The following is a 15,602-nucleotide window of genomic DNA, read 5'->3' on the forward strand; positions in this document are numbered from 1 at the left end:
CCGCGGTGCGTCCCGCTACACCCGCTGCCAGAGGGCGGGGGTGCCGTCCGGTGCCCACCGGGTCTGCGCCTGGTGGCTCTGGAGGCACTGGTAACGCACCCCGGCGACGGTCACCGTGCTGCCGGCCTCGTAGACGCGGCCCGCCGCCCACTGCTCGTTCGCCGGCTCGTCCTGCGTGGCCTGCGTGCCCTTCTGCGCGGTCGCCGTCTTCAGGACCAGGCCGAAGTCGCCCAGGATGGGGTTGACCGGCTGGTAGTAGGTGGTGCCGCCGCTCGTGCAGTTGCCCGAGCCGCCCGAGGTCACACCCTGGGCCTGCGACCCGGACAGGTAGGAGCCCCCGGAGTCGCCGGGCTCGGCGCACACCGTGGTCCGGGTGACCCCGTCGACGGTGCCCTCGGAGTAGCGGACGCTCGTGTCGTGCTGCTGGATGGTCCCGCAGTGCCAGCCGGTGGTGGAGCCGGAACGGCAGATCGACGCCCCGACGAGCGCCTGCACGGAGCCGGTCACCTGGGTCCGCTGCCCGCCCTCGCCCTTGACGTCGGCGGTGGCGGTCCAGTCGCTGTTCGCGGCCACCCAGGACATGTCCTTGCCGGGGAACGTGGAGGCCTGGAACTCGCCCTGCGCGGACTGGTCGGCGCCGGTGGTCTTGTTGCCCGGCTTGCCGCAGTGCCCGGCGGAGACGAAGCCCTGCTGCTCGCCCTTGGTGACGGAGAACCCGATGGAGCAGCGGGCGGAGCTTTCGATGTAGTACGCCTCGCCGCCCACGATGTCCGCCAGCGGGCGGGGCCGCTCGGCCGACACGACGACGGCGACGCCCGCGTCCTGGGCGCCGGCCGCCTTGATGAACGAGGTGGCGGCCGTGCGCCGGGCCGCCTGCACGACGACGCGGTTCGACGGCACGTCCACGTACCAGACCGGGGCGTCCTTCGTCGCGGCGCTCGCGGCGGCCTTGTCCAGCTTCTCCTTGACGGTCTGGAGGTCGGCGAGCGGCCGCCGCACGACGGCCGCCTTGGCGCCCTGCGCCTCGATGGCCGACACGTCCGAGGAGTGCGTCGTCGCCACGGTCAGCTCGGCGGCGGTCGACCCCGTCAGCCAGGCGCCGGCGAAGCGCTGCCCGAGGGAGAGACGCAGCCGGCCCGCGCGCACCCCCGCCTCGGCCTCGTTGACCAGGCGCTCGGCCGCCTGGGCGGACGTCAGCTTCAGATCCCGCTCCAGGGCCCGCAGCACCTGGGCCGGGGGCCGGTCGGCGCCGACCGTCTGGGCGGCGGTGGACGCGGGCAGCGGCGCGGGAGGCGGTGCGGCCGCCGCGGCCGTGGTCATCGCTGTGACGGCGAGGACGCCGAGAGCGGTCAGGGCGGCGCGGCGGCCGTCCGTGGGTCTGCCGAGCATGCGTGAGTACCTCCATCGAGTTCGCTTGGGTCTGCGACCAAGGGAGGCCTTGACGAGAAGTGATCAGTAAATGTCAGAAAAGATGGTTTTTAGCGCTATGGAGGGGCCTGTCGGGTGTCATGTGCACCAGTGACCAGCCCCCCTGCGGCACCCCAGACTTTCATCGTTCGTTTTCTTGAGTCGTTCGTGTTTAGCGCGATAGGTTGGCGCCATGACCGCAGCCGCGACTCCCACCCCCGCCGAGGAGCTCCGTGGCGCCGGCCTGCGGGTGACCGCCGCGCGCGTCGCCCTGCTGCAAGCCGTCCGCGCCGGTGACCACCTCGGCGTCGAGGCCATCGCCTCGGGGGTGCGCGAGCGCGTCGGTCATGTCTCCCTCCAGGCCGTGTACGAAGGGCTTCACGCCCTCACGGCGGCGGGACTCATACGTCGTATCGAACCGGCCGGCAGCCCCGCCCGGTTCGAGGGCCGCGTCGGCGACAACCACCACCACGTCGTCTGCCGCTCGTGCGGTGTCGTCGCCGACGTCGACTGCGGGGTCGGCGAGGCGCCCTGTCTGACCGCCTCCGACGACCACGGCTTCGCCATCGACGAGGCCGAGGTCATCTACTGGGGCCTGTGCCCCGACTGCTCCACCACCACCGGTGCGCCCCGCGCACTGTGATTCACCTAGTCCGGAAGGTTTCCCATGGCTGAGAACTCCGATGCGATCGTCACCGACGCGAAGGCGGAGGGCACAGGCGGCTGCCCCGTCGCGCACGATCGCGCCCCCCACCCGACCCAGGGCGGCGGAAACCGCCAGTGGTGGCCAGAACGGCTCAACCTGAAGATCCTCGCCAAGGACCCGGTCGTCGCCAACCCGCTCGGCGCGGACTTCGACTACCGCCAGGCGTTCGAGGCCCTCGACCTCGACGCCGTGAAGCGTGACATCGCCGAGGTGCTGACGAACTCGCAGGACTGGTGGCCCGCCGACTTCGGCAACTACGGCCCGCTGATGGTCCGTATGGCCTGGCACAGCGCCGGCACCTACCGCATCAGCGACGGCCGCGGCGGCGCCGGCCGCGGCCAGCAGCGCTTCGCCCCGCTGAACAGCTGGCCGGACAACGGCAACCTGGACAAGGCCCGCCGTCTGCTGTGGCCCGTCAAGAAGAAGTACGGCCAGTCCATCTCCTGGGCCGACCTCATGATCCTCACCGGCAACGTCGCCCTGGAGACCATGGGCTTCGAGACCTTCGGCTTCGGCGGCGGCCGCGCCGACGTCTGGGAGGCCGACGAGGACGTCTACTGGGGCCCCGAGACCACCTGGCTCGACGACAAGCGCTACAGCGGCGACCGGGAGCTGGAGAACCCGCTCGGCGCCGTCCAGATGGGCCTCATCTACGTCAACCCCGAGGGCCCCAACGGCAACCCGGACCCGATCGCCGCGGCCCGCGACATCCGTGAGACGTTCCGCCGCATGGCGATGAACGACGAGGAGACCGTCGCCCTCATCGCCGGTGGCCACACCTTCGGCAAGACCCACGGCGCCGGCCCGGCCGACGCCGTCGGCAACGACCCCGAGGCCGCCGCCATGGAGCAGCAGGGCCTCGGCTGGAAGTCCACGTACGGCACCGGCAAGGGCGGCGACGCGATCACGTCCGGCCTGGAGGTCACCTGGACCACCAAGCCGACCCAGTGGACCAACGACTTCTTCGACATCCTCTTCGGCTACGAGTGGGAGCTCACCGAGTCCCCGGCCGGCGCCAAGCAGTGGGTGGCCAAGGACGCCGAGGCGATCATCCCCGACGCCCACGACCCGTCGAAGAAGCGTCTGCCCACGATGCTCACCACCGACCTGGCGCTGCGCTTCGACCCGATCTACGGCCCGATCTCGAAGCGCTTCCACGAGAACCCGCAGGAGTTCGCGGACGCCTTCGCCCGCGCCTGGTACAAGCTGACCCACCGTGACCTCGGCCCGAAGTCCCTGTACCTCGGCCCGGAGGTCCCCGCGGAGACCCTGCTGTGGCAGGACCCGCTGCCGCAGGCCGAGGGCGAGCCCATCGACGCCGGCGACATCGAGGTCCTCAAGGCCAAGATCCTCGAGTCCGGCCTGACCGTCTCGCAGCTCGTCAGCACCGCCTGGGCGTCGGCCTCGACGTTCCGCGGCAGCGACAAGCGCGGCGGTGCCAACGGCGCCCGTATCCGCCTCGAGCCGCAGCGCGGCTGGGAGGTCAACGACCCCGACCAGCTCGCGCAGGTCCTGCGGGTCCTGGAGGGCATCCAGAGCGAGTTCAACACCGGCGCCAAGAAGGTCTCCCTCGCCGACCTGATCGTGCTCGGCGGCTCCGCGGCCGTGGAGAAGGCCGCCAAGGACGGCGGGTTCGACGTCCAGGTGCCGTTCACGGCGGGCCGCGTCGACGCGACGGAGGAGCACACCGACGTCGAGTCGTTCGCCGCGCTGGAGCCGTCGGCCGACGGGTTCCGCAACTACCTCGGCAAGGGCAACCGCCTGCCCGCCGAGTACCTGCTGCTGGACCGCGCCAACCTGCTCACGCTGAGCGCCCCCGAGATGACCGTCCTGGTCGGCGGCCTGCGCGTGCTGGGCGCCAACCACCAGCAGTCGCAGCTGGGCGTCCTCACCGACACCCCCGGCGCCCTGACCAACGACTTCTTCGTCAACCTGCTCGACATGGGCATCGAGTGGAAGTCGACGTCCTCGGACCAGACCACGTTCGAGGGCCGGGACGCCGCCACCGGTGAGCTGAAGTGGGCCGGCAGCCGTGCCGACCTGGTCTTCGGCTCCAACTCCGAGCTGCGCGCGCTCGCCGAGGTCTACGCGAGCGACGACGCCAAGGAGAAGTTCGTGAAGGACTTCGTCGACGCCTGGGTCAAGGTCATGAACCTCGACCGGTACGACCTGGTCTGATCACTCCCGCGAGACGTCCGGGCGGCCCCAGCGGCCGCCCGGACGTCTCGTTCCGTCTGCGCGCGTGTGGGGCAGGCCACGCGCCGAACGTGGCGGCGGCCACGTCCCGGGGCGGGGGAGCGGGGCTACGGTGTCGGCGACCCCCGTACCCCGCCAGTCCCGGACGGTCCGCAGTGCTCGCAGATCTCTCCCCGCTCATAGCGGCGACCACCCAGTGGCTGATCCGCTCCTACCCCGCGTGCGGCGGCGCCCTCGCCGACGCCCTGGGCGAGGCGCAGGCCCGGCAGGCCGTGACCGTCGCCGCCTGGCTGCGCTATCCCACCCCGACCGACGTCGCCCTCGTGTCGATGGCCGGCCCCGGCGGCTCGGCGGGCCTCGACTGGATCACCGGCGCCGACACGGCCGTGCCCGACGACGCGGACAGCGCCTGGCGCACCTGGGTCGACGAGGCCGTGGCCAGCTGGGCGGCCTGCCTGCTCACCGACCCCGACCTGGCCCGGCGGGCCGTGGCCGCCACCGCCGAGGTCGCGCACGCCACCGCCGTGCCCGCCGAGTTCCGCCGCCTGGTCTCGCCCGACCCGTACGACCGCGAGGCGGCGGCGCTGCTGCGCCACCCCGACCTCGTGGCACCGGTGGCCGCCCTGCACGGGCCCGCCCTGCGGGACCGCCTGGACCCGGGCCGGGCCCTCGCCGCCTGAGCGGACGCCCCCACGACGGCCTCCCCGCTCACGCCTTCCTGCCGCGCCCCGTCAGCGCGTCGCGCATCCGGTCGACCAGACCCGCGCCCGGCGCCAGCAGCTTGTTGGCCGGCGGCTTGTCCGGGGCCGCCGGGTGCGGCCGGGTCGGCGCCGTCTTCTTCGCCATCCGCACCTTGTCGCCCAGCTCGTCCAGGGCCTCCGGGGAGCAGGCCGCGCGCAGCTTCGGGAAGAGGTTCTGCTCCTCGTCCGCGATGTGCGCCCGCACCTCCGTCGTCAGCCGGTTGACCAGCCGGTTGAACGCCGTGTCCTCGACGTCGCAGCCCTCGAGGTCCTTCATGATCTGCTCGGCCTCGGCGTGGTCCTCGATCTCCCGGTCGGCGATCGCGTCGCCGCCCTCCACATGCTCGCGGACCGCCGGGTAGAGGTACTGCTCCTCGGCCACCGAGTGCCGGATCAGCTCGATGGTGACCTGGTCGGCCTACAGCTTGCGGTTCTTGTCACCGGGCGGAAGAGCCTCGATCCTCCCGAAGAGCTCCTCGACCTCGCGGTGATCGGTCATCAACTCGTCGATGACGTTTCCGCCGTGCCCCATGTTCTCCACCTCCGGTCCGCGCGGGCGGCCCCGGGCGGGGCCGCCGCGGACCTCGAGTGCCCGCCCCGGCGGGGCTCACACGGCCCACCCGTAGGGTGCGGTCATGACCTCGCAGACCTACCTCTCCGAACTGTTCTCCCTGGACGACCGGGTCGCCGTCGTGACCGGGGGCAGCTCCGGCATCGGCCGCGCCATCACCGAGGCGCTGGCCCGCGCCGGCGCCCGCGTCGTGGTCGTCGCCCGCCGGGAGGCGGAACTCGCCGCCACAGTCGCCGCCCTGGAGGAGCACGGCTGCCGCGCCGCCTGGGTCAGCGCGGACCTGAGCACGCGGGACGGCGTGCGCACGGCCGCCGAGGAGGCCGCCGCCGTGTTCGGCGAGCCCGACATCCTCGTCAACTCGGCCGGCATCAACCTGCGGCCCCCGCTGGGCGAGCTCGGCGAGGACGTCTGGGACGCCACCCTGGCCGTGAACCTGGAGGCGCCGTTCCTGCTGGGGCAGCGGTTCGGGCCCGGCATGGCCGAGCGGGGCTTCGGACGGATCATCCACATCACCTCCCAGCAGGCCCACCGCGCCCTCGTCCAGAGCGGCGCCTACGGCGTCTCCAAGGGCGGCCTGGAGTCACTGGCCCGTTCCCAGGCGGAGGCGTGGTCGCCGTACGGCGTCACCTGCAACACGCTCGTGCCCGGGTTCGTCATGACGCCCCTGAACGCCCGGCTGTCGTCCGACCCGGAGAAGGTCGCCGCGCTCGCCGCCCGCACGCTCATCGGGCGCAACGGGCTGGCGGAGGACTTCGCGGGCGCCGCCGTGTTCCTGGCGAGCCGGGCCTCGGCCTATGTCACCGGGCAGTCGGTCTTCGTGGACGGCGGATTCTCCGTCCACTAGGTCCACCAGGTCTTTCATACGGCGGCCTGCCGGCGCAGGTCGAGCCGCATCAGGACGCGGGGGTGCCCGGCCAGCACGGACGTGGTGTCGGCGGCGTACGCGAAACCGGCCCGCTCGAAGTTCCGGCGCAGACCGGCGTACGCCATGGTCACGTCGGCCCGGGCGTCCCCGTTGTCGAGCGGGTACGCCTCCAGCACCGGCGCCCCCCGGTCGCGGGCGAACGCGACCGCCCCGGCGATCAGGGAGTGGGTGACGCCCCGCCCACGGTGGCCGGGCCGCACCCGCAGGCACCACAACGACCACACCGGCAGATCGTCGACGTGCGGGATCGTGCGGCTGCGGGCGTACGACGTGGCCGCGCGGGGTGCGACCGCCGCCCAGCCGACCGGCTCGTCGCCGTCGTAGGCGAGGACCCCGGGCGGCGGTTCGGCGCGGCACAGCCCGGCGACGTACGCGCCGCGGTCCGGGCCGCGCAGCTGCTTCTCGGCCTTCGCGGGGAGGCGGTGGCTCAGACACCAGCAGACGCTCGCCGTGGGCGACCTGGGTCCGATCACGGCACGGACGTCCTCGAAGACGTCGGCGGGGCGCACGTCGAAGTCCATGGCGCGCACGATGCCATGATCCACCGCCGGGACGCAGGCCGTTTTCGTCAGACGGGGGTCCGGAACGCGTGCAGCGTCCCGGTGACCTCCTCGTCGGAGACCGCGCCGAAGTCCTCGTACCACTCGCCGACCGCGTGCAGCCCGGGCGGCTGGACGAGACAGACCAGGTCGTCGCACTCGGCCCGCAGCGCGCGGACCGTGCGCGGGCTGCCGACCGGGACCGCCAGCACCAGGCGCGCGGGCCCGTGACGGCGTACGAACCGCAGCGCCGCGGTGGCCGTCAGCCCGGTGGTCAGCCCGTCGTCCACGAGGACGACCGTGCGGCCCTCGACGGACGGCAGCGGCCGCCGGCCGCGATAGCGGTACTCGCGCCGGTGCAGCGCGTTGCGCTCGTTCACGACGATGTCGCCGAGCCGGTCCTCCGACAGATGCATCATCGCCAGGCTGTTGCGGTCGTACAGCGGCGGGTCGTCGGCGACGAGCGCGCCGATCGTGGTCTCCGGCCGGACCGGCGTGCTGATCTCCCCGGAGACCAGGACGTCCAGGGGCGCCTGCAGCGCGCGGGCCACCTCGGCCGCCACGGGCACACCGCCGGGCGGCAGGGCCAGGACGACCGGGTCGAAGGGATCGCCGGAACCGGTCCCGCCGGCCAGGCGCAGAGCCAGTTCCCGTCCGGCGTGGGTGCGGTCGCGGAAGGACATGGGACTCCTCCTCGGCGTCGGCGCGGGCGCCGGGTGCCCGGCCCGCCCCCGGCGAAACGCCGGACCGGACGGACGGCCCGGCGCCCGCCCACATACGGTGCCGGACCGGGGGTACCCGGTGCGTCCGGCCGCGCACCGGACGGGCCGCCCCTGACCCGGTCCGCGGCGACTCCCAGGGCGAGGGGACGCACCATGACCGACCCCCACTTCGACAACACGGCAGCGGCCACGCAGGACGCCCTGCGCACGGTCGTGGAGAAGGGCGCCGACCAGACGGCGCTGAGCACACTGGCGGACAGCGAGGTGCTGGTGCCGGCCGCGGCGGACGGCGAGGGCCCGGGCCCGGCCGCCCTGACGCTCCCGGTGTTCGAACAGCAGGACGGCACCTCGCTGGTGCCGGTCTTCACGTCGTCGGCCCGGCTGGAGGAGGCCATGCCGCAGACGCGCCGGCACCACACGGTCCGGCTCGGCGCGCTGGCCCACGGCTGGCCCTCCGACGAGCTGTCCCTGGTGATCGACGCCGGGTCGCCCGAGCAGCTCGCGCTGACCGCGCAGGGCGTACGGGCGCTGCTCGACCGCGACGAGGACGCCTGAGGACGGGCCGCGGGGCACGGGCCGCGGGGCGCGGGGGGTACGGGGCACGGGGTGCGCCGGCGTCCGGGGGGTGTCCGGCTTGATCGCTTCTGGCTTCCGCGATCGCTTTTGGCCATGCGCGGAGCGGGCACCCGGTCCCGGATCGAACCCGTTCCACCGGTCCAGGAGGCCGTCGTGACCGACCCGCAGCACCGGCAGCAAGACCCGGCCACCCAGCACCCGCAGCCCGACTTCCCCGACCAGGACCAGCCGCACCCGGGCTGGACCGGCCCGATGGACCCGCCGCCGGACCACGGTGAGGACAGCTACCGCGGCTCCGGCCGGCTGGAGGGCCGCGCGACCGTCATCACGGGCGGCGACTCCGGCATCGGACGGGCCGTCGCGCTGGCCTTCGCCCGGGAGGGCGCCGACGTCCTGTTCACCCATCTGGACGAGGAGGCCGAGGAGGCCCGCGAGACGGCACGGCTGGTCGAGGAGGCCGGCCGCAAGGCGGTCGCCGTGTCCTGCGACATCCGGGACGAGGACAACTGCCGGGCGCTGATCGAGCGTGCGGTCGAGGAGTTCGGGCGGATCGACGTGCTGGTGAACAACGCCGCCTACCAGATGTCCCAGCCGGACGGCATCGAGGCGATCAGCACCGAGCAGTTCGACCGCGTGATGCGCACCAACCTGTACGGGATGTTCTGGCTGACGAAGTTCGCCGTGCCGCACATCCCCGAGGGCGGCAGCGTCATCAACACGACGTCGGTCCAGGCGTACAAGCCGAGCCCGCATCTGCTCGACTACGCCACGACGAAGGGCGCGATCGTCACCTTCACCCAGGGGCTGGCCCAGATGCTGGTCGAGCGCGGCATCCGCGTGAACGCCGTCGCGCCGGGCCCGGTGTGGACGCCGCTGATCCCGGCGACGCTGCCCGACACGGCCGAGTTCGGCAAGCAGAGCCCCATGGGCCGCCCGGCCCAGCCGGCCGAGCTCGCCCCCGCCTACGTCTACCTCGCCTCCCAGGAGGCCAGTTTCATCACGGCGGAGATCGTCAACGCGACGGGCGGCACCCCGCTGCCGTAGCCGTCCGCCGCCCGCCGGCCGCGCACACGGGATTCTCACCCGCCGCCGGGTGTGGGTCCCGTGTGCGTGGGTAGGGCGGCGGCATGACTGGCAGCAGACCCGCCCCAGGACGCTGGGCCGTCCGACTGACCGTCCGGTACGCCGGGCTGCGCGGCGGCCGTCGAGAGCGCATGGTGGTGTCATGAGCACGCGTCCCCTAGTGGTGGTGCAGCCACCGGAGCCGGACGGCGGGCGTCCGGTGACGATCCGTGGCGAGACCACGGGCACCGCGTACAGCCTGTTCGACGTGATGGACCTGGTCCACCGCGCGGGCCTGCCCGCCGAGGACCGGGCCGTCGACGACCCCGAGCTGATCGAGTGGCGCGGCGGCGGGCCCTACGACTGGACCGCGCGCGGCTCGGACAGCACGTCGGACGACACCGCGGACGCGTCACCCGACTCGTGACACCGCGGCCCGCGCCCCCGGCCGAAACAGCCGTCATGCCGAAGGAGCCGTCATGCCGGACATGGAGCAGGACGAGGCACGGGAGCGGTTCGCCGCTGAGCGGGTCGCACGGCTGGCGACGATCGCGCCCTCGGGGCGCCCGCATCTGGTGCCGGTCGTCTTCGCGGTGCGCGGCGACGACGTGGTGACCGCCGTCGACCACAAGCCGAAGCGCACCCCCCGCCCGGCGCGGCTGCACGACATCGCCGTCCACCCGGCCGTCTGCCTGCTCGCGGACCGGTACGACGACGACTGGGAGCGGCTTTGGTGGGTGCGCGCCGACGGCGGCGCCCGCGTCCTCGAACCCGGCGCCCCCGGCGAGGAGGCCCGCGCGGAACGGGAGACGGCGGTGGAGCTGCTGCGGGGCAAGTACCCGCAGTACGTGGACCGGCCGCCCGAGGGACCGGTCATCGTGGTGTCCGTCCTGCACTGGACGGGCTGGAAGTACGGCTCGGCGAGCTGACCGTCCGGGACGCCATTGACCCGGGGCCGTCCACGGACGTAACCTCCGTCTTCATATGTAGACAGCTCGGCCAGCTCCCGCAGATCGGCGTCCCGTCATGACCCAGCCCGTCGTCACCCGCCTGTCCGTGTATCCGGTCGCCGGACGCGACGCGATGCTTCTCAACCTGTCCGGCGCGCACGCCCCGTACTTCACCCGCAACGTCGTCGTCCTGGAGGACTCCGAGGGCCGCACCGGACTGGGCGAGGTGCCCGGCGGCGAGGCGATCACCCGGACCCTGCGCGACGCCGGGCCGCTGGTCGTCGGCGCCCGCGTCGGCGACTACCAGAAGGTCCTGCGCGCGATCGGAGCGGCGTTCGCCGACCGGGACGCCGGCGGACGCGGCGCGCAGACCTTCGACCAGCGCACCACCGTGCACGCGGTCACGGCCGTCGAGTCCGCCCTGCTCGACCTGCTCGGACAGCACCTGGAGGTGCCGGTCGCCGCCCTGCTCGGCGACGGCAAGCAGCGCGACACGGTCCGTATGCTCGGCTACCTCTTCTTCGTGGGCGACGCGGACCGCACCGGCCTGGACTACGTCCGCGACCCCGGCTCACCGGTCGACTGGTACCGCCTGCGATACGAGGAGGCACTCACCCCCGACGCGATCGTCCGGCAGGCCGAGGCCGCCCACGCCCTGTACGGCTTCCGGGACTTCAAGCTCAAGGGCGGCGTCCTGCCCGGACCTCGGGAGGTCGAGGCCGTCCGCGCGCTCAAGGACCGCTTCCCGGACGCGCGGATCACCCTGGACCCCAACGGCGCCTGGTCGCTGCGCGAGGCCGTCGAGCTGTGCCGTCCGCTCGTCGGCACCCTGGCCTACGCCGAGGACCCGTGCGGCGCGGAGGGCGGCTACTCGGGCCGGGAGGTGCTCGCGGAGTTCCGCCGGGCCACCGGACTGCCCACGGCCACCAACATGGTCGCCACCGACTGGCGGCAGCTGACCCACGCGCTCGCCCTGCAGTCGGTGTCCATCCCGCTGGCCGACCCGCACTTCTGGACGATGCAGGGTTCGGTGCGCGTCGCCCAGCTGTGCCACGCGTCGGGGCTGACCTGGGGGTGCCACTCCAACAACCACTTCGACATCTCGCTGGCGATGATGGCCCACTGCGGCGCCGCGGCACCGGGGGAGTACAACGCCCTGGACACCCACTGGATCTGGCAGGAGGGCCGCGAACGGCTCACTGTGGAACCGCCCAGGATCACCGGCGGCGAGGTCGCCGTGCCGGACACCCCCGGACTGGGTGTCCGGCTCGACCGCGACCGGCTCCTCGCCGCCCACGAACTCCACCGCGAGAAGGCCCTGTCGGGCCGGGACGACGCCGCCGGGATGCGGTACCTCGTCGAGGGCTGGACCTTCGACCCCAAGCGGCCCTGTCTCGTGCGCTGACCGGCCGCGCGTCCCGTCAGCCGGCCTCGGCGCGCGGAAGGACCGTCACCCGGCGGAAATTGCAGGCCGCCCAGTGCGGCGGCCCGTCGGGCGGCGGGCCGCCCTGATGGGCCTTCAGGGCGACACTGACGAGGCTCATCAGCAGATCGACGTCCGCCTCGCAGCCCAGATGCAGCGTCACCCAGCGCGACCCCGGCACCAGCCGCACCGCCGTGGACTCCCACAGGTTCCGCCCGAAACGCTGGATCGCGGGCAGGGTGAGATGCAGATCCACGTCCCGGTCGGAGTGGAAGTGCACGATCTCGCTGTGGGCGGAGCGCAGGGCCCGCCCCGCGCCACAGCCGGCCGGGCCCGCACTGAGGTCGGGCCAGACTTCCAGGCGTTCCATGGCGCGTTGGGCCAGTGTCATGGCCCCATAGTCGCGCGATCATGGCCCGGCAACCAGGGGTTGGGCGAACCGTAATCGGCGCGTGAGGACGCACACACCGCCCGCGACCAGGGCGGCGGGCGGCGTGCGCCACCAAAGGGGCTCCGGGGGCGGAACGGACCTACCGCGCCCCGGTCCAGTTGTGCGCGACGTCGACGACGATCCGGCCGTCCGCCACCCACACCCGGAACGGCAGCCGGGCCCGGACGCCGAGTCCGATCTGCGTGTCCCCCTCGAAGCTGCCGACGAACCGGGTGTCCCGGAACGTCCGGTATCCCGTGAGGTTCACCCCCGGCAGCCGCTGACCGGCCCGGGCCGGATACGTGGGCCTGCCGCTGCCGGCGTCGTAGGCGGGCGCGCCGACCCGCACCTCGATCACGGCCCCGCCGCCGACGGTGACGGGACGCCCCGAACCGTCCTGGTGGACGCGGCTCACGTACTGCACGGTGTAGCCGAGCCGCCCGGTGCCCGCGCCGGGGACGTCGACGACCATGCGGTCGAAGCAGGCGTGCCGGCCGGTCCTGACGTCCGTCACCGACTTCATCGTGGCGGCCGAGCGGATCTCCGCCTGACTGCCCCAACCCGTGGGGCAGGCCGTGGCCTTGGTGGTGGTCGTGGCGGCCGTGGCCGGGACGGCCGCCACGGCCGACGTGGCGGCCACGAGCGCGGCGACGGTCGCCGCCACCGCCATTCTTGTTCGTCCCATTGTGTCCCCAGAGAGGTGAAGTGCCTGATATCAGAGGAGACAGCCGACTTGACGGAAAGGTTGCACGCGGACGGAACTTCGTGGTCCGCACGGGGGACAAGCCCCGCCCGCGCCCCCGGGCCGGCCCCCGTCACGCGCCGTACGCTGGACCCCGTGCACAGCAGCTTCGACAGCCCGGGCGCGGCGGCCGCGCACTTCACGGGGCGTTCCGTGACCGGTGAACGGCCCCTGACCGCGACGCTGACCGAAGTGACCCTGGACGACGGGCGCGTGGTCGTGGTCAAGCGCGGCGACGGCGAGGGGGCCGCCCGGGCCGAGGCCGCCGGACTGCGCTGGCTGGCCGACGCCCGCTCCGTGCGCGTCCCCCGGGTCCACGGCCACGACGCGCGATGGCTCGTCACCGACCGGGTCGCCACCGGCCGGCCCGGCGCGGCGGCCGCCGACCGGTTCGGCCGGGACCTCGCCGCACTCCACGCCGCGGGCGCCCCCGCGTTCGGCGCGCCCCCACCCGGCGGACCCGAGGACGCGTACATCGGCCGCGCCGCGATGCGCAACACCACCGGCCCCGACTGGCCCGCCTGGTACGCCGAGCACCGCGTCCTGCCGTACGTCCGCGGGGCCGTCGACACGGGCACGCTGCGCCCCGCCGAGGCGGCCGTGTTCGAGCAGGTCTGCGCCCGGCTGCCCGAGCTGGCGGGTCCCGCCGAACCACCCGCGCGCCTGCACGGCGACCTGTGGAACGGCAATGTGCTGTGGGGCGCCGACGGGCACGTCCGGCTGATCGACCCGGCCGCGCACGGCGGGCACCGCGAGACGGACCTCGCGATGCTCCAGCTCTTCGGCTGCCCCCACCTGGACCGCGTCCTGGACGCATACCGGGAGCGGGCGCCGCTCGCCGACGGCTGGACCGCACGCGTCGGCCTGCACCAGCTCTTCCCGCTCCTCGTCCACGCCGTCCTGTTCGGCCGCGGCTACGCCGAACAGGCTCTCACGGCGGCGCGGGCGGCCCTGCGCAGCTAGGAGACCGGCGTCAGACCGGCCGAGAGCTGTGCGAGGCGTTCGGCGTCCGGGGTGCCCGGCTCGGCCGTGTAGACCATGAGCCGCAGATCGCTGCCGGACACCGCGAGGATGTCGCAGTCCAGGGTGAGGGGGCCCGCCTCGGGGTGGTCGACGACCTTCCGGCCGGTCTCGTGCCGGCCGACCGCGCCCGACTCCCACAGCTCGGCGAAGCGCGCACTGCGCTCACGCAACCGCGCCACCAGCTCCCGCAGCCGGGGGTCCTCGGGATAACGGCTGACCGTGGCCCGCAGGTCGGCGACGATCCCCGCCTGGAACTCCCGGTGTTCCCGCTCCGTGTGCCGCACCCGGCCCCGCGGACCGAGGAACGCCCGCCACACACCGTTGCGTTCGAACCCGCGCAGCTCGCGCGGGTCGCCCATCAGGGCGGCGTACGGCGGGTTCGCCTCCAGCAGGGTCCAGGAGGCGTCGTGGACCCCGACGGGCGTGCCGCTCAGCCGGTCCAGCAGCCGCCGTACGCTCGGCGTGAGCTGCCCGGGGACCGTCTCCGGGCCGGGCGGCGCCAGCTCCGCCAGCCGGAACAGATGCGCGCGTTCGTCCGCCGACAGCCGCAGGGCGCGGGCCAGCGCCTCCACGATCTGCGCGGACGGGTTGCTCGCCCGGCCCTGTTCGAGCCGGGTGACGTAGTCGGCCGAGATCCCGGCCAGCAGGGCCAGTTCCTCACGGCGCAGCCCGGCCGCCCTGCGGTGCCCGCCCGTGGGCAGCCCCGCGGCCTGCGGGGGGACCCGGTCCCGCCAGCGGCGCAGGGCCCGCCCGAGTTCCGTCGCCGTCATGCCCCCAGTGAACACCGTCCGCCGGGCGGATGCCTGGTACCGGTGGTCCCAGGAAGACCGGACTGCTGGCAGCGGGCCGCGCCGCGCAGGAGGCTGGACGCATGACGACGACACTCATCACCGGAGCGAACAAGGGACTCGGCCTGGAGACGGCCCGCCGGCTCGTCGGGGCCGGTCACACCGTGTACGTCGGCGCCCGGGACGCCGAGCGCGGCCGGGCGGCCGCCGAACGGATCGGCGCGCGGTTCGTGCTGCTCGACGTCACCGACGACGCCTCCGTCCAGGCCGCCGCGAAGACCGTCGAGGCCGACGGCGGGCTCGACGTCCTGGTCAACAACGCCGGCATCGAACTGCGCGGCCCGGACAACAGCATTCCCGCCGCCGGTGACACCACCGCCGACGAGATGCGCACCGTGTTCGAGACCAACGTCTTCGGTGTCGTACGCGTGACCCACGCCTTCCTGCCGCTGCTCCAGCGTTCCCCGGCACCCGTCGTGGTGAACGTCAGCAGCGGCCTCGCCTCGCTGGCCGGGCTGTCCGACCCCGCATCGCCGGCGCACTTCTACCAGGCCCTCGCCTACCCGTCCTCCAAGACGGCGGTCAACATGATCACCGTGCAGTACGCCAAGGCGTTCCCCGCCCTGCGGATCAACGCCGTGGAGCCCGGCTTCACCGCCACCGACCTCAACGGCCGCACCGGCACCCAGAGCGTCGAGGAGGGCGCCGAGGTCATCGTGCGGATGGCGCAGGTCGGCCCCGACGGCCCGACCGGCGGCTACTTCGACATCCACGGGCCGCTGCCCTGGTGACGCGAGGGCGG

The 15,602-nt window shown here is 73.6% G+C and carries 17 protein-coding genes and 1 pseudogene; 11 read left to right on the forward strand and 7 right to left on the reverse strand.

The window, feature by feature from the left end:
• Positions 1 to 15: 15 nt before the first annotated feature.
• A complete protein-coding gene (locus F8R89_RS31825; RefSeq protein WP_151787210.1) occupies positions 16 to 1,389 on the reverse strand; it encodes an alpha-lytic protease prodomain-containing protein in 1,374 nt (457 codons plus the stop codon).
• A 211-nt stretch (positions 1,390 to 1,600) separates the two neighbouring features.
• Here F8R89_RS31825 and F8R89_RS31830 point away from each other — a divergent pair, with 211 nt between their 5' ends.
• The 3 genes from F8R89_RS31830 (at position 1,601) to F8R89_RS31840 (ending at position 4,989) form a co-directional block, all read left to right on the forward strand.
• Positions 1,601 to 2,050, forward strand: a complete 450-nt coding sequence (locus F8R89_RS31830) for a Fur family transcriptional regulator (RefSeq protein ID WP_151787211.1) — start codon at positions 1,601 to 1,603, stop codon at positions 2,048 to 2,050.
• Positions 2,051 to 2,074: 24 nt separating this feature from the next.
• On the forward strand, positions 2,075 to 4,291 hold the full coding sequence (gene katG / locus F8R89_RS31835) for a catalase/peroxidase HPI (protein WP_151787212.1): 2,217 nt from the start codon (positions 2,075 to 2,077) through the stop codon (positions 4,289 to 4,291).
• A gap of 173 nt (positions 4,292 to 4,464) precedes the next feature.
• A complete protein-coding gene (locus tag F8R89_RS31840) occupies positions 4,465 to 4,989 on the forward strand; it encodes a hypothetical protein (RefSeq protein ID WP_151787213.1) in 525 nt (174 codons plus the stop codon).
• Between the two features lie 28 nt (positions 4,990 to 5,017).
• On the opposite strand, the pseudogene F8R89_RS31845 reads toward F8R89_RS31840, so the two are convergent.
• Positions 5,018 to 5,581 (reverse strand): annotated as a pseudogene (locus F8R89_RS31845) (hemerythrin domain-containing protein).
• A 103-nt stretch (positions 5,582 to 5,684) separates the two neighbouring features.
• Between F8R89_RS31845 and F8R89_RS31850 the strand changes: the two are divergent.
• Positions 5,685 to 6,464 carry an SDR family NAD(P)-dependent oxidoreductase gene (locus tag F8R89_RS31850; protein ID WP_151787214.1) on the forward strand — a complete coding sequence of 260 codons (780 nt, stop codon included), beginning with the start codon at positions 5,685 to 5,687 and terminating at the stop codon, positions 6,462 to 6,464.
• A gap of 14 nt (positions 6,465 to 6,478) precedes the next feature.
• Here F8R89_RS31850 and F8R89_RS31855 read toward each other — a convergent pair whose 3' ends face one another.
• Positions 6,479 to 7,066 carry a GNAT family N-acetyltransferase gene (locus F8R89_RS31855; protein ID WP_151787215.1) on the reverse strand — a complete coding sequence of 196 codons (588 nt, stop codon included), beginning with the start codon at positions 7,064 to 7,066 and terminating at the stop codon, positions 6,479 to 6,481.
• A 47-nt stretch (positions 7,067 to 7,113) separates the two neighbouring features.
• A complete protein-coding gene (locus tag F8R89_RS31860; RefSeq protein WP_151787216.1) occupies positions 7,114 to 7,767 on the reverse strand; it encodes a phosphoribosyltransferase in 654 nt (217 codons plus the stop codon).
• A gap of 192 nt (positions 7,768 to 7,959) precedes the next feature.
• Here F8R89_RS31860 and F8R89_RS31865 point away from each other — a divergent pair, with 192 nt between their 5' ends.
• From F8R89_RS31865 to F8R89_RS31885, 5 genes are all read left to right on the forward strand, one after another.
• The gene (locus F8R89_RS31865) at positions 7,960 to 8,361 is read left to right on the forward strand and encodes an SseB family protein (protein ID WP_151787217.1); all 402 of its coding nucleotides are present in this window, start codon (positions 7,960 to 7,962) and stop codon (positions 8,359 to 8,361) included.
• Between the two features lie 174 nt (positions 8,362 to 8,535).
• On the forward strand, positions 8,536 to 9,426 hold the full coding sequence (locus tag F8R89_RS31870) for an SDR family oxidoreductase (RefSeq protein ID WP_151787218.1): 891 nt from the start codon (positions 8,536 to 8,538) through the stop codon (positions 9,424 to 9,426).
• A 181-nt stretch (positions 9,427 to 9,607) separates the two neighbouring features.
• Complete coding sequence (locus F8R89_RS31875; protein ID WP_151787219.1) at positions 9,608 to 9,871, forward strand: hypothetical protein; 264 nt, start codon at positions 9,608 to 9,610, stop codon at positions 9,869 to 9,871.
• Positions 9,872 to 9,923: 52 nt separating this feature from the next.
• Positions 9,924 to 10,373, forward strand: coding sequence for a TIGR03668 family PPOX class F420-dependent oxidoreductase (locus F8R89_RS31880; protein WP_151787220.1), 450 nt, complete (start codon positions 9,924 to 9,926; stop codon positions 10,371 to 10,373).
• A 97-nt stretch (positions 10,374 to 10,470) separates the two neighbouring features.
• Entirely contained in the window at positions 10,471 to 11,799 is a 1,329-nt protein-coding gene (locus tag F8R89_RS31885; RefSeq protein WP_151787221.1) for an enolase C-terminal domain-like protein, read from the forward strand.
• 16 nt (positions 11,800 to 11,815) lie between these two features.
• On the opposite strand, the gene F8R89_RS31890 is transcribed toward F8R89_RS31885, so the two are convergent.
• Positions 11,816 to 12,208, reverse strand: coding sequence for a luciferase family protein (locus tag F8R89_RS31890; protein ID WP_151787222.1), 393 nt, complete (start codon positions 12,206 to 12,208; stop codon positions 11,816 to 11,818).
• A gap of 139 nt (positions 12,209 to 12,347) precedes the next feature.
• Entirely contained in the window at positions 12,348 to 12,932 is a 585-nt protein-coding gene (locus tag F8R89_RS31895; RefSeq protein WP_225994553.1) for a hypothetical protein, read from the reverse strand.
• 153 nt (positions 12,933 to 13,085) lie between these two features.
• Between F8R89_RS31895 and F8R89_RS31900 the strand changes: the two genes are divergently transcribed.
• Entirely contained in the window at positions 13,086 to 13,952 is an 867-nt protein-coding gene (locus F8R89_RS31900) for a fructosamine kinase family protein (protein ID WP_151787223.1), read from the forward strand.
• On the opposite strand, the gene F8R89_RS31905 is transcribed toward F8R89_RS31900, so the two are convergent.
• Entirely contained in the window at positions 13,949 to 14,782 is an 834-nt protein-coding gene (locus tag F8R89_RS31905; RefSeq protein ID WP_151787224.1) for a helix-turn-helix domain-containing protein, read from the reverse strand. The two genes, F8R89_RS31900 and F8R89_RS31905, sit on opposite strands and share 4 nt — an antisense overlap.
• A gap of 101 nt (positions 14,783 to 14,883) precedes the next feature.
• On the opposite strand from F8R89_RS31905, the gene F8R89_RS31910 reads away from it, so the two are divergent.
• Positions 14,884 to 15,591 carry an SDR family oxidoreductase gene (locus F8R89_RS31910; protein WP_151787225.1) on the forward strand — a complete coding sequence of 236 codons (708 nt, stop codon included), beginning with the start codon at positions 14,884 to 14,886 and terminating at the stop codon, positions 15,589 to 15,591.
• Positions 15,592 to 15,602 lie beyond the last annotated feature (11 nt).

This window comes from Streptomyces sp. SS1-1, from assembly GCF_008973465.1.
In the GTDB taxonomy this organism is placed as follows: Bacteria; Actinomycetota; Actinomycetes; order Streptomycetales; family Streptomycetaceae; genus Streptomyces.

Bases quoted from the DNA above. Each gene is read 5' to 3' on its own strand.
- F8R89_RS31865 (WP_151787217.1), top strand. From the start codon at position 7,960: ATGACCGACCCCCACTTCGACAACACGGCAGCGGCCACGCAGGACGCC.
- F8R89_RS31830 (WP_151787211.1), top strand. From the start codon at position 1,601: ATGACCGCAGCCGCGACTCCCACCCCCGCCGAGGAGCTCCGTGGCGCC.
- F8R89_RS31860 (WP_151787216.1), bottom strand. From the start codon at position 7,767: ATGTCCTTCCGCGACCGCACCCACGCCGGACGGGAACTGGCTCTGCGC.
- katG (WP_151787212.1), top strand. From the start codon at position 2,075: ATGGCTGAGAACTCCGATGCGATCGTCACCGACGCGAAGGCGGAGGGC.
- F8R89_RS31910 (WP_151787225.1), top strand. From the start codon at position 14,884: ATGACGACGACACTCATCACCGGAGCGAACAAGGGACTCGGCCTGGAG.
- F8R89_RS31850 (WP_151787214.1), top strand. From the start codon at position 5,685: ATGACCTCGCAGACCTACCTCTCCGAACTGTTCTCCCTGGACGACCGG.
- F8R89_RS31875 (WP_151787219.1), top strand. From the start codon at position 9,608: ATGAGCACGCGTCCCCTAGTGGTGGTGCAGCCACCGGAGCCGGACGGC.
- F8R89_RS31895 (WP_225994553.1), bottom strand. From the start codon at position 12,932: ATGGGACGAACAAGAATGGCGGTGGCGGCGACCGTCGCCGCGCTCGTG.
- F8R89_RS31885 (WP_151787221.1), top strand. From the start codon at position 10,471: ATGACCCAGCCCGTCGTCACCCGCCTGTCCGTGTATCCGGTCGCCGGA.
- F8R89_RS31825 (WP_151787210.1), bottom strand. From the start codon at position 1,389: ATGCTCGGCAGACCCACGGACGGCCGCCGCGCCGCCCTGACCGCTCTC.
- F8R89_RS31880 (WP_151787220.1), top strand. From the start codon at position 9,924: ATGCCGGACATGGAGCAGGACGAGGCACGGGAGCGGTTCGCCGCTGAG.
- F8R89_RS31905 (WP_151787224.1), bottom strand. From the start codon at position 14,782: ATGACGGCGACGGAACTCGGGCGGGCCCTGCGCCGCTGGCGGGACCGG.
- F8R89_RS31890 (WP_151787222.1), bottom strand. From the start codon at position 12,208: ATGACACTGGCCCAACGCGCCATGGAACGCCTGGAAGTCTGGCCCGAC.
- F8R89_RS31855 (WP_151787215.1), bottom strand. From the start codon at position 7,066: ATGGACTTCGACGTGCGCCCCGCCGACGTCTTCGAGGACGTCCGTGCC.